We start from the raw sequence: 13,866 nt of genomic DNA, 5'->3' as shown, positions 1-13,866 counted from the left end.
ATATTTTAGCCGTAATGATTAAAAAGGATGCTTTAAGCGAAACGTAAGAGGCAAAATGCGGCCACGTTAATATGAAACAGTTTGATAATCACTTTAATAAGTGTTCAGTGTTGAGATATTAAATGAAAGGCCTATTGCGAGATTGATGCGAGTAACTTGTCAAAAACAACGCATAAACATATTGTCCGGCGCAATAAAGCGATTATGTAATTAAACAGAAATAGCAAGTAAACTTTTATTGTTAAATTATTAGAAAATACGATAAGACTATCGAACTAAAATTAGCAATAAGCTTGATTTTCTGTTGCGCACAGCACACTGGCTGAGCACATAAAGAATCAATTTTACCAAGGTGTGTAACATCTTGGTTATATTAGACAATCAGAATTTTTAACAGCTTGCTGCGTAATATGGCGCAGGAAGATTGACACCCGTGAGGCTGACAAAACGCTGTTACCATAGCGATAGATTACTTTGTGTTCTAGGCAATGGTGTGTTGTGACTAAAAATGAGTCACACAAACTATGAAACGTATGTTAATTAATGCTACACAGTCAGAAGAGTTACGTGTAGCACTTGTTGATGGTCAACAGCTTTACGATTTAGATATTGAAAGCCCAGGCCATGAACAGAAAAAGTCAAATATTTACAAAGCTAAAATCACTCGTATAGAACCTTCTTTAGAAGCGGCTTTCGTTGATTACGGTGCTGAGCGTCACGGTTTCTTACCAATGAAAGAAATCGCACGTGAATACTTTCCTAAAGGTTATAGCTTTCAAGGCCGTCCTAACATCAAAGAAGTCTTGCATGAAGGCCAAGAAGTTATTGTACAAATTGATAAAGAAGAACGTGGTCAAAAAGGCGCAGCCTTAACTACTTTTATCAGCCTTGCCGGTAGCTATTTAGTACTAATGCCAAACAACCCTCGCGCGGGTGGTATTTCACGTCGTATTGAAGGCGATGAACGTACAGACTTAAAAGCATCATTAAGCAAACTAGCCTTACCTAAAGGCATGGGCTTAATTGTTCGCACAGCAGGTGTAGGCAAAGATTATGACGAGCTAGAGTGGGATTTAAATGTTTTATTACACCACTGGAACGCAATTTCAGAAGCAGCCGCTAGCCGCCCTGCACCATTTTTAATTCATCAAGAAACTAACGTTATTTTACGTGCAATTCGTGATTACTTACGTCGTGATATTGGCGAAGTACTTATTGATCGCCCAAAAACCTACGAAAGCGTTAAAAAGCACATTGAAATTGTTCGTCCTGACTTTTTAAGCAAGGTAAAACTTTATACTAACGACGTACCATTATTCACCCATTATCAAATTGAAACGCAAATTGAATCAGCGTTCCAACGTGAAGTTCGTTTACCGTCAGGTGGTTCAATTGTCATTGATCCAACTGAAGCTATGACATCTATCGATATTAACTCTGCCCGTGCAACAAAAGGCGGTGATATCGAAGAAACAGCATTTAACACCAACTTAGAAGCGGCTGAAGAAATTGCCCGTCAATTACGTTTACGCGATTTAGGTGGTTTAGTGGTTATCGATTTTATCGATATGACCCCTGTACGTCATCAGCGTGAAGTTGAAAATCGCATGCGTGACGCTGTACGTCAAGACAGAGCTCGCATACAGTTAGGCCGTATTTCTCGCTTTGGTTTATTAGAAATGTCACGCCAACGTTTACGTCCGTCGATTGGTGAAACAAGCCAAGGTGTTTGTCCACGTTGTAATGGTACAGGTCATGTTCGAGGCGTTGAATCATTAGCATTGTCAGTATTGCGCTTAATGGAAGAAGAAGCCATTAAAGATAATACTCAGCAAGTACAAGCACAAGTACCTGTGCCTGTAGCAACCTACTTGTTAAACGAAAAACGTCGTTCGGTATTCCATATCGAAAAGCACCACAGTGTACATATTTTGATTATTCCTAATCCAAATATGGTTACGCCACAATATGAAGTTGTGCGTGTAAGAAAAGACGAAAGCATTGAAGAAGCAAGCTACGAAGTTAATGTTAAGCAGCTACCTCCAGAAGAAGCGGTAATGCCTAAGTTTGATAAAGAAGCAAGTAAGCGCGATGAGCCACTATTACAAGGTATGTCTGCGCCTAAGCAAGCACCAAAGCAAGCTACTACGTCGCAAGTTAAAACTGAAAACGCAGCTGAGTCTGAAGGCTTATTCTCAGGCATTGTTACTTGGATAAAGTCTTTATTTTCTGCTGAAGAAGTTAAACCTGTAGAACCTAAAAAGCCTCAACGTAGTAATAAAGGTGGTGAACGTCGTCAACAACGCAACCGTCAAGGGCAACGTCGCAATAACCGTAATGATTCTCGTAGTGAAAATCGTGGTGATAACCGCTCAGACAACAGAAACAACGCACGCAACGATAAACGTAAGCAGCAAGATGCTAATGACGTAAAAGACAACAAGCAAAATAAATCAGCTAAAACGCAGAAAGAACGCGTACAAAAGCCGAAAGAAGAAAAAGTTGCTGAACGTCGTCAGCGTCGCAATAACCGTAAGAAAGTTCGTGTCAATAATAATAGTGAGCAAACTACGGCAAATACTAGCAATAAAAAAGCACCAGTGTCAGCACCTGTATCGGTAGAAAAAACAGAGCAAGACAACATTGTTAGCGCAGTTGAAAACACTAATGTTGAAAACTCTACAGTTGATAACACAAATGTTGAAAGTGCTGCAGTTGAGCAAACAGTAAACAAGCCAAAAGAAGAGCAACGTCCTAGAAGCCGACGTTCTCCTCGCCATATGCGAGCACATGGTCAACGTCGTCGTCAAAACTCTGAAGCAGTTGATGCTAAAAGTGAAATTACTGAAGATCCAGTAACAACACGTTACCCTGAAAAGCAGCACGTTAACTCATTTGATGAAGCTAACGAAGCCAAAATGGCTGAAGAAAGCACTAATAAAAGTGTAATTACAGAACAAGCTGTTGTTCAGAATACCGATGCTAAAGCGGAAACTGGAAACGAAGTGGTTAATGAAGTTCAACAAAACTTACCTTTTGATGAGCCTGAAGTTGCTTCAAAAGTTGATACTGAAGCAAAAAACACCGTAGCAGAGCCTGAAACTATCGTTACTGAACCTACTAATGAAGATGTCACCCTTGCAGAAGTTCCTGTTGTTGCAATGGAAAGCACTGAAGTTCAAGCGCAAGTAGAACCTAGTGAAGAGTCAGTTCAACAAGAATCAGAGCCTACTGTCGAGGTTGCGCAATCAGCAGATAGTGAAGAAGTTGATAATGCCGCTGCACAATCTGTTGTTGAGTCAGAATCTGAAACTGAAGCGCCTAAAACTAAAACTGAAGAGAAACCTAAAAAGGTTCGTGCTAAGGTTAAAAACATTAAGCGCAAAGTTAAAGCTGCCGCTGGCAAAGCACCGGGGAAAGCATCAGCACCTATGACTAAGCCTGAAACAATTGTCAGTAACGGTACTATTCCGACCGACTTTGTCGCTAGTGAGCAACGTATGGCTCATAGCAAGTCTGAAAAGTCAGCTATGATAGCTCATGTAACGAGTCGACATTCAGCTGGGCCAACTAAACCAAGCTTAGATTAAAGTTACTAACCTTTAGTAAATAAACTAAAAAGCCAATTGTAAAAATACAATTGGCTTTTTTATATCTAGCTTAAAGTTAAAAGCTATGGGAGCAATTAATTGCTCATTAATTTGACATACGCTTAATTAAACCGTCGCTTGCATCTTCAACCAAATCTAACACATACTGGAAGCCTCTGGCACCGCCATAGTACGGATCTGGCACCTCGGTATCTTCAAAATTTTCGGCATAATTTAAAAACAATTGCACTTTATGGGCGTGCTCTTGCGGTGCTACTTTCATTAAATCTTTTACGTTTTGTTCATCCATCGCCAAAATCAAATCAAAAGTTACAAAATCTTTTTCTGTCACTTTACGTGCTTTAATTTTATCAAATGAATAACCTCGAGCGACTCCTGCTTTCTGTGCGCGATGATCGGGTTTTTCTCTTGCATGTGAGCCAATCGTACCCGCCGAATCAATTTTTAATGCAAGCGATTGAGCTTTTTGACGAAAAACTGCTTCTGCACTTGGTGAGCGACAAATATTGCCCATGCAAACGAACAATATAGATTTTACGGCCGATAATTCAATTGTACTATTCACGAAAAGTCCCTAAGTTTTACTTTAAAGTTGCGCCTATAAATATAAAAATATTTAGACCGATACATTATTAAATGGCTCAATACGGAATACAAGCATTGATAACCTGAGCACTAGCATTATATTAATGCAAATAACTACCAGTCTGTTATTAATCTGTCGATAATTAAACAGCACTTTGATTTTATTTAACTATTCTTTTAAAAAACATCTTAATATTGTCCGTTTTTACAATAATTCTGCTACATTATTAGGGGGTGTTGATCTTTGTTTATGTTAGTAAAACTGAATGAAGGATGTTTGGTTGTTCCTGATAAGTGGGGTTACAGTGCTACTAGCGTTAGGAATAGTCATTATCTAAAAGGCTGAGTTTAAAATTGCCTTACTTTGCGTTGAAAATGACTAATTTAGATGACTAAATTGCATTGTTTTCGCCTTGATTAATAAACAAAGATCAGTAGCCCTTGTAATAATGAAATGTAAATTCCAAATAAAATCAACATAGTCGAGTAACACTTTTGCAATTTTTTCATGCCAGCAAATGGCTATTCACAGCGCTAGTTTCAAGCATACTATTACTTATCGTTCTTTATTTTGTAAACATGGTAACTAATATCGATCATAAGTTTATTACAGAGAAAAACAGTGCATTTACTATTGAAAGTAGTTACTACATAGATAACGACACAACAGGCAATGCGGAAAATATATTAAAAAGCGAAAACTTTATTAGTTCGCCATTAAATAAAATTCCGTATGCATTAGCAGAGCAAAGTTATTGGATAAAATTAACTCTTCATTATCCTTTAACCGGTGCTAATACCAACCCCACAAGTGCTAATAACGAAGTAATATTAATGGCTGAGCATAGTATGTTGAAAGTGTTTGATGTTTATAAAATTAATGCGCTAAAAACAGTAGATAAAGTTTTTTCAAAAAAGCTTCAGCTACTAAACACTATGAACCATGTTTACCCAAATGTTACTTTGCGGCTAAGTCCTTTTGGTGAAAGTGAATTTCTTATCCATGTAAAAAATTCAGGGCCGCCAAACATTCCACTTTTACTTTTCAAGCCTGAAAATTTTGAGCAGCGACTAATGCTATCTCAGCTGGTTTACGGCGCCTTTATTGGCGTATTGCTCATCATGGCAATTTATAATTTAGTATTGTTTTTTGCTGGTAAAGATAAAGTGTATTTACTGTATATCAGTTACTTACTTTCAGCCTTTTTTGTTCTTTCTACATTAACTGGCTACGGATACTTCCTATTTAGTGAACAAACCATGCAATTACTAAATCAGTATCTTATCTTCTATGATTTTCTACTGATTATTGCCTTACTCTTATTTACTTTATACTTTCTCAGGTATGACCATTTAGGTCATTGGGCTTACAAAATATCCTTAATCATAGCTGCTGTTATGGGAATATTGGCCGTTTACTCAATTTTCTTACCTGAAATAGCACAAGCAAAATTATTTTTTTCACTACAGCCAGTATTTTATGTTATTGCCCTTTATTTGATCATCAACCGAATTAAACGCGACTTTTCTTGGGCTCGCTTTTATTTCCTTTCTTGGATCCCGCTGTTAACAGGTGCAGTAATTCAGCCCATGGTATTGTTAAATAAACTTGAATATAGTTTTCTTACTCGCAACGCCTTTCTACTTGCGGTTTTAGTAGAAGTCACCTTTATGGCTTTTGCACTCGCAGAGCGCATTCGTCGTAATGAGAAAGAGAAGATTAAGATGATTGCTTATCATCAAAGTAATCACCTACCACGCAAAACCAACTTAGACCATACCGTCAAAAAAGCATTAGAAAATAACTTAGCTAGTCTAACCGTAGTAGTCATAAAGCCTGAGCAATTTAGCCGTATCGAATTGTATATTGATGAGCAAACACGCATAGAATTTTTCCAAAACTTAAATCGAAAACTATCATCCTTATTTCGCTTTAATGATGCTGTGTTAAGTATTACGGAACGGAAAGAAAAATTATGTTTTCTTGAAAGCAATTGTGTAGCACTTGTTATTGATAATCAAATCAATCAACAAGATATTGCAATTATTGTGCAATCAATTCAAGAAACAGCTGGGCAAGTTTTTTATCATAAAGAACTACGATTACCGTTATCAGCTTTTGTTGGTGTGGCAAATTATCCAGAGCATGGACACTCAAGTGACACTTTAATTAAAAACGCATCACAGGCGGCGAAAAATGCAGAGCTTTCACAAGGAAAATGGCAAATTTATGCAGCTGAAGCACACAAAAGTACTCTTTCTACCATACAATTAGCAGTTGACCTTCAAAAGACAATATCAAATCAAGGCTTTGAATTATTTCATCAACCACAAATAGATTTAAAAACCAACAAGGTGTGTAGTAGTGAGTGTTTGTTACGCTGGCCACACCCGACACTCGGTTACGTTTCTCCTGAGGTTTTTATACCCGTAGCTGAAGACTTTGGACTTATGCCATCGCTAACACGCTGGATTATCACAACAGCATTGTATCAACAGGCAAACCTTTCTGAACAAACGGGACTTAACCATATGGTTTCGATCAATATCAGTGGCAAAGATCTTGTTCAGCCAAGCTTTTTAACAGATATCTCAGAAATAATAGCTGAAAGTGATATTAAAGCTGAGAAAATTATCTTTGAGCTAACAGAATCCATATCATTCTCGGAAGAAAGTATAGCCGTTAAAACCATAGAAAAATTAATTGAGCTAGGCATTACAATCAGCATTGACGACTTCGGCACTGGTTATTCATCAATGTCGCAAATTAGTCACTTACCTTTTCACGAATTAAAAATTGATCGCGAGTTTATTGAGAATGTTTGTAGCGATCAAAAGCGTAAAATTATCGCAGAAACTACAGTAAAAATGGCTAAAGGATTGAACTTAGAAGTTGTTGCCGAAGGTATAAACAGCGAATTAGATGAAAAAACCCTAAGGGAGTTTGGTTGTGATATTGGCCAAGGTTATTACTATGCTAAGCCAATGTCGTACGCGGCCTACCTTGACTGGCTCAATCATCTATCTAATGGCCAAATACCGGCAAGCCTTGAAGGTGAATTTATTCCAGCGGCTAAATAAATTTAATATCAATTAAAACAATTGATTTTCTAATGTTTTTCCATTGATAATTTGTGCATATTGCCAATTATTTTTTTGTAATAAGGTAAATAAAGCAAGTTCAATATTAATGGTTGTTTCATTAGATGCTATGGATACTAAATACTCTTTATCTTGTGTTGAAATAACATTAGAAATTGCTGGTATGGTTAATAATGCAGGTATGATTTCGCTATAATGCTGTTTCATTCGCAAGGTAATAAACCTCTCGCCAGCATCCACCTGCAAATTTTTATGCTGTGTTAGCTGGCCAGACTCTAAATATAATACCTGCTCACAAAGCCGTTCAAGTTCACTTAAATCATGCGAACTGAGAATAAAAGTAACATCATCGGCATGCTCTGCAACAACAGCTCTAATGTCTTTAGCATTTTTAGGATCTAGCCCTGCTGTTGCTTCGTCTAACATGACTATCTCAGGTGTGCCTAAAAGAGCTTGAGCAATAGTCGCTCGTTTACGCATACCATGTGAGAGTTCACTAGGCCGACTGTTGGCAACATCAGCCAAACCAACCATAGCTAATACTCGTTGCATGTCTTTTTTCGCTGCCGAAGCGCTCATTCCTTGTAGGCGCGCATAGAACATTATTTGCGTTGCGATTGAGAAGCGCGGATCCAACTGTGCATCCTGTGGTAACGCCGACAAACGGCCAAATAATTCAGCACTTGACGGCTTATTATTTAAAATTTTTATTGTTCCTGAACTTGGCTGAATATAACCGCAAAGTAAGCTAAACAAGGTTGTTTTTCCAGCGCCATTAGGGCCAACGAGTGCTACAGGTGCTCCTTTTAACAACTCAAAATTAACACTATTAAGCGCTTGTTTATCTCCATAATTTTTTGTTAAATTTTCTACTTCAATAATAACGCTCATAGTGCAGCTCTCTTTAAAACAATGTGGCTACAGAAAAGTAACACTAAGGTTTGTAATATAGGTAAAACATAGTGGCTGCCATCGATAGTAGTTTGCGACAATATACTGTTGATTTGCCCGCCGGGGAAAATAAGCTCTAAGTAAAAACTTTGTCCTAATTGATAGTCAATAAAAGTAATTAGTAACGGCCCTAAGCCGAAAAACAGTGTAGCCATCACGACGGCAAGTCGGGCAGAACTTACCAATGTATTTAACAATGACATAAGCGCAATAAATGGCATAACAACAACCAATAACTCGATAACAAGCTTTATGCCGATAAATAAACTTACAGAAAGCAGAGAAAGATCTCGAAAACTTGCCAAAAAAGTGGTTGCCAACATAGTCAAAGAAATCAATATTGTAATAATTAATAATTGTCCCAAATATCGACCTAATAATAACTCAAGTCGTGTTGAACGCAGCGTGATAAACCTTAACGTACCTCGTTGTTTATCTGAGCAAATTTGATCACTGCATGCTAATACCGAAAATACTGGAAAGAAATAAACCGCGACCAACCAGTAAATTGCATATTCTGAGACCGGCCACTCAAGTAGAGCCGATAAACCAAGCGCGCCAAAAAGTTCAGAAGCCATGCGCTCGAATGATGATGACGTTACTATTCCTGCCGCTGAGCTGACAAAATAATATAGAATAATAAACCAAATAGTTGCAAAAGCTAATAACGCCAACAACCCACGCTTAGTTCTAAATAAACGTACTAATTCAAATAATATAATTTGACTTAATCTTGCAAAATCTATGTTCAAATGACACCAATAAATAATTGTTTTGAATACATTAAAGGAAAATAACACAAAAGCGAATAATATAAACAGCTTAAACACTTCATTTTCAGCAAGCATATAATTTGCACCTGCTGAAAATGAAAATATTGCGTTTAAATAACAAACTCAATACGCGATACTGCGTTTTCAGATGTATCTATTTGCGGGGTACAAAGTAGTAGTTTAGCTGATGGCACTTGTAACTGTTCAACCATATGAGCTTTAAATAAGTCAACACGTTGCTGCGATATCGATTTTAGTCGTTCAATATTGGCTTGTTGATGCGCTTCTTCTCCACTACTTGCATCGATATCAGCTGGTGTTGCTATAGCACAAAGCTTAACATTAATATCTACTTGGTCTTGCAGCATAACTGACATTTGACGAGTAAACTCAAGCTGTTCATCATTAAGCTCTACTTGCTTAGCTGCGTAATTCAAATCATTTATACGTAGTTTTAAAGCATACTCACCTGCTGCCATCGCAACTTTCATTACACTCGCGTATGGAACAAAGGTGGTTAATAAATAATCTTTAGCTGCTGACATTGTTGCTTGCTTCACTAATAATGTTAGAAAGCCCGAAAAACCAAATGACGGTGAGCTGGTGTCACCAGATAACGGAACCGACAGTTCAACATTGCCATCAGAGTCTTTTAGCATGCCTAAAGCGACATTAAATGGCACACTTGTTTGATCAGTAACTGTGCCTGCTTCGTGGTCATCTGCGGCGGTAAACTCTATTCCCCTGAGCAATAAATCAACATCGCCATCTATTTCCGTTCCGGTAAGGCCTGCGCTAACATTGACATCTAATTGGCCACTTTCTATTTCATACATTAAGGCATCTTTAATGTAACTAGACACCCCTGGTAAGCTTACTTCTTTTAAAACTGCATTTAGCTTATAAGATTGCTCTGTTGCGAAAGGAAAACCGCTAGCATCAATCTTAAAATTTGCATATTTATCACTTTTACCTTGCAAATCAAAAGTGGTTTCTACATCGGGCTTTGCTGTGTCAATGTTAGCTAATATCAAGCTATTGATATTAATATTTCGCTCATAATGAGGGCTCACACTTTTATCTTTAAAATCGATAATTGCATTGTCGACTAATTTGAATTCACCAAGACTAAAAGCTATTGCTGAATTTGTCTCGTTAGTGCTTTTTTCAATAGGCAATTGCTCACTTTGATCTTCAACCGTTTGTGACCTAGCCTCTTCAGCTGAATTTTCATTTAGGGACACAAGCGTGGATAGCTGCTTGTTTTCATCCAAAAGCAAATTAGCAATTAATCCTGATAATGTAATATCTTGAATTGAGACATTATCTTGTTGGTAGCCAATATTATTAAAAGAAAGATTTTTAAACGCTGCTAGTGGCGGCATGCTATTTGATGTTTGTTGTGAAAAAACACCTTCATTTACTGCCAGCTTGCCAATAGTGACATTTGGTTTGTTTTCCCGCACTTGTAGCGAAATATCATCAATGGCAATATCACCAACTTCAACTAACTGACCATTGTCTGAAATTGTTTTAACTGTAATAGCATCTAGCGATGACGTGAAACTAGCATCAAGGTTTACTAAGCTGTTTGGCGTAACGGTAAGTAATAAATTTTCGCTACGTAATTGCTGATTAGCTACATTGACAGAAAAATTCCCTTCATTGACATGAAAGTTACTAACAGATAGTTGAAAGTTATTAAAATTTACCTTGGTTAATTGTTCAGACAATTCAATATCGAATTGGCTTGAATAATTTAATTTACCAGCAAGACCGGGTAAATTTTCAGATAAGAAGTCATTCACATGCTTTAACGCAAATTCAGCAATATCAAGTTTGACGTTTATCAAACCTTGCTGTCTAACGAGTTCAGTACTGGCACTGAAATTAAAACGAGCTTGATTTATATGACTCGATAATTCAATAGCCACGTTTTGTTCTTGCTCTGACAATACAACATCATAAATAGCTAATGAGTCAATTTCTATGTTGTGCTCTTTGCCCAAATGTTCAATATCGATTGTCATATCAGACAAGTTGAATTTTGGTAGCACGATTTCATAAGGAAATAATTGCTGGTTTGAGTTGTCGCCACCAACTTGGTTGTCTTCATGCTCAATAGCGTCTTTGTCTTGTTTTAAAAGCTCAAATCCAGCAATTGTTAGCGAACCTTCTTTTGAGACAACAGGAATGTATATACCCGAAATTTCAAACTCGGCAACATAAATAGTATCAAAAATAAATTGATGCAAATGCAGTTCTGCATCAAGTTGTTCAAGCCTAAGCGCTGCTCCGTTTTTAAACTGTAACTCTAATTCAGTGATCGTTAAATGAGCGGTAAAAGGGTTATAACGAATAGTAGAGTTTGACGTTAGAGAATAACCTTTAGGTAACGCATAATTATTAGTAAAGTAATTTGCTAAAAATGGGGATAATATCCAAATTAAACAATATAGAGTAAAAAAACTAATAGCTAAAACTTTAGTTAGATTCTTGATATGACGCCCCATTGTATATTCCTACACGTTACAACGATTAAAATAATTTTTTCGTTTACTGTTTGATTATTAGATTTTTATTGATATTAAAATGAAGAAACCACCGCAATAATTGCGATGGTTTCTATAAATTAACTAAGCGTTATTCTGGCTGTAATAAATCGATAAACTGCTGCGACTGTTCAATTGCCTTACTCATTTCGGCAACTAGTGATTCAACATCACGTTTTATCGTTTTATATTCACCCTGTAAGGCTCCAATAGCTTGCGCATTTAAATTATGCTTAAGATAAAGGCTATTATCTTTTAATGCTGATAATACCGGTGCCATTCTATCTTTTGCACGATGCATCGACTTAATTAAGCTTTGATAATTACGCTGCGTTTTTCTCAATTTTTGCTGGCTTTGCTGCTTCAAACTAGCACTTGCATATTGTTGAATTTCATCATTCCATTCATCAAATAATGCCTCAGCAACATTCTCAATGGCACTTATACGGTCTGATACTTCTTCAGCAGATGATTTGCTCGCTTCATATTGATCATTAACCAATTCGTACTGAGCAGCTAAGTCACCACCGTCATAATTAATCAACTGAGATAACTGATCTAACGCTGACTTAAACTGCTGCTGTGCATCTTGTTGTGCCGTTTGAGCGTTTTCAACCCGATCTAGCATGATGTCGCGTTTATGAACGCCAACTTTTTCCATTGCTGAATAATACGCAGACTGACAGCCCAGCATGGCAACAGTCGTCAGAGCAATTAGTGCAATTTTTTGAAATTTATTAGCGTAATAATTTCGAAAAAGTGTCATGAACTACCTCCACTAGTGTAGCGAGCGGCGTCGATTATGCACCAAAGGTACACAATTGGTAAAAGAATCCAGCCTATACCAACCCACATTAATGCCCCAGCGATTGTCCAAAATATAAAAAATAAAATAGCCGGCATAATACGCCCTTGTACTAATTGCCCTAAACCAGGAATAAAAATACTACATAGTGCCGCTAATACATTGCCACCAGATCCTTGTTGCGCCATATAAAAACCTCCGAACGTTAAATTTTTGTTATTAAAATATCGTTTTATTGTCAATAGTATAACATTACCTTTATTAGATTTACTGCGCCTATTATTAATAAAAAGATAATTTTTGTAAAAATTTACTTTAAGCTACAGTTTAGTTAAACAGCTTTAATTCACTAACAAGAAAATCACTAGGTCATTAACGATAACGAACAATTTATACATTATGTCAACGCCTTACTAAAGAACGCAGCAAACGATTAAACAAAAAAAACCAGATACTTCTGTATCTGGTTTTTATTAAACTGTTTGTTTAGCTAACCTTTGCTAGCCAGCAGACATTACGCAGAAAATGAATTGCGCTTATTCTTTTGACGATAGGCAACAGCGCCTAAAGCAAGTAGCATCAATATTAACGTAGAAGGCTCAGGAACTTCTGCTGGTCTGTTTCGACGAGTGATGTCAAACTCACCATGTACATCATCATTAAAACATGATTCAGCCCAACTTAACGCAAGAGTTTTAGCATTTTTAAACATGTCTAAACCGGCAACATTAAAGCTAAAACTAATTTTACCTGGCGTTACGCTCCAAGAGTTATTACTCCCTAGCTCAGACCCAACTGTACGACCAAAAACATCACCATCATATCTTGCGCTACCGCGGCTATTATTATGGCGGTCACGAGATGTCCATGTACCATCTATAGCATATAAACCGCCCGTTGAAGAGTTATTTACCTGACCATTGCCCCATCGACCATTTTTCAACGAAAAGGCATAATTAAAATCAGAGCCACTATCAACTCCAATTAGTAAGTCACCATAAACAATTCTTTGTCCATAATAACCATGCTCGTTGTTATGTGTTTCGGTACCACTATTATGAGTAAAGTTTGCGAAGTTAGTAAAAATATCAACGGTAATTGTGTGCTCGGATGACCAAGAGACATCCATTTGATCAATATTATATGTGCTATCTCTACCATTAGCATCTCTATCACCAGCTGACTCTCTATCATCAATAGAGACTTGTGATCCACCAATAGTAATATCCGTAGCGTAAACATTGGCACTAACAAGTAATGCTGCTAACCCTAATGTTTTTAAACTTTTCTTAATCATCGACATCATAATATTCCAATTATATGTTGTTACAACTTCAACTGTAATAAACTTTATTTTACACCAGAAACAAAGCAAGAAACAAGCCAAATATAATTTACCCTTTAATTACAAGGGTATACCTTCGTAAGGATTTGTTTTAAGTATTTTTACTTAGTACGTTGTAAAATAGCTCGACAGTTAAAAAATA

9 protein-coding genes are annotated in these 13,866 nt (G+C 36.9%); 2 read left to right on the top strand and 7 right to left on the bottom strand.

Features of this window, described 5'->3' with window-relative positions; translation table 11 throughout:
- Nucleotides 1-524 precede the first annotated feature (524 nt).
- Complete coding sequence (rne, locus tag AC27HL_RS14500; RefSeq protein ID WP_487081759.1) at nt 525-3,590, top strand: ribonuclease E; 3,066 nt, start codon at nt 525-527, stop codon at nt 3,588-3,590.
- A 106-nt stretch (nt 3,591-3,696) separates the two neighbouring features.
- Here the strand turns inward: rne and AC27HL_RS14495 are convergent, their stop codons facing one another.
- Nucleotides 3,697-4,176 (bottom strand): low molecular weight protein-tyrosine-phosphatase, encoded by a 480-nt coding sequence (locus AC27HL_RS14495; protein ID WP_487081758.1) that lies wholly within the window; start codon nt 4,174-4,176, stop codon nt 3,697-3,699.
- Between the two features lie 599 nt (nt 4,177-4,775).
- On the opposite strand from AC27HL_RS14495, the gene AC27HL_RS14490 reads away from it, so the two are divergent.
- Nucleotides 4,776-7,277 (top strand): EAL domain-containing protein, encoded by a 2,502-nt coding sequence (locus AC27HL_RS14490; RefSeq protein WP_487081757.1) that lies wholly within the window; start codon nt 4,776-4,778, stop codon nt 7,275-7,277.
- A gap of 12 nt (nt 7,278-7,289) precedes the next feature.
- Here AC27HL_RS14490 and AC27HL_RS14485 read toward each other — a convergent pair whose 3' ends face one another.
- From AC27HL_RS14485 to AC27HL_RS14460, 6 genes are all read right to left on the bottom strand, one after another.
- Nucleotides 7,290-8,189 (bottom strand): ABC transporter ATP-binding protein, encoded by a 900-nt coding sequence (locus AC27HL_RS14485; RefSeq protein ID WP_487081756.1) that lies wholly within the window; start codon nt 8,187-8,189, stop codon nt 7,290-7,292.
- Nucleotides 8,186-9,001, bottom strand: coding sequence for a hypothetical protein (locus tag AC27HL_RS14480; protein ID WP_487081755.1), 816 nt, complete (start codon nt 8,999-9,001; stop codon nt 8,186-8,188). The genes AC27HL_RS14485 and AC27HL_RS14480 overlap by 4 nt, the downstream gene beginning before the upstream one ends.
- Nucleotides 9,002-9,132: 131 nt before the next feature.
- The gene (locus AC27HL_RS14475; protein ID WP_487081754.1) at nt 9,133-11,535 is read right to left on the bottom strand and encodes a DUF748 domain-containing protein; all 2,403 of its coding nucleotides are present in this window, start codon (nt 11,533-11,535) and stop codon (nt 9,133-9,135) included.
- A gap of 130 nt (nt 11,536-11,665) precedes the next feature.
- Nucleotides 11,666-12,340, bottom strand: a complete 675-nt coding sequence (locus AC27HL_RS14470) for a DUF2959 domain-containing protein (protein WP_487081753.1) — start codon at nt 12,338-12,340, stop codon at nt 11,666-11,668.
- On the bottom strand, nt 12,337-12,567 hold the full coding sequence (locus AC27HL_RS14465; protein WP_487081752.1) for a hypothetical protein: 231 nt from the start codon (nt 12,565-12,567) through the stop codon (nt 12,337-12,339). The genes AC27HL_RS14470 and AC27HL_RS14465 overlap by 4 nt, the downstream gene beginning before the upstream one ends.
- A gap of 326 nt (nt 12,568-12,893) precedes the next feature.
- Complete coding sequence (locus AC27HL_RS14460; RefSeq protein ID WP_487081751.1) at nt 12,894-13,685, bottom strand: PEP-CTERM sorting domain-containing protein; 792 nt, start codon at nt 13,683-13,685, stop codon at nt 12,894-12,896.
- Nucleotides 13,686-13,866: the final 181 nt, after the last annotated feature.

The organism is Colwellia aquaemaris (genome assembly GCF_057548755.1).
Note: the sequence above shows the minus strand (reverse complement) of the source record. Positions and strands in the feature narration are given on the sequence as shown.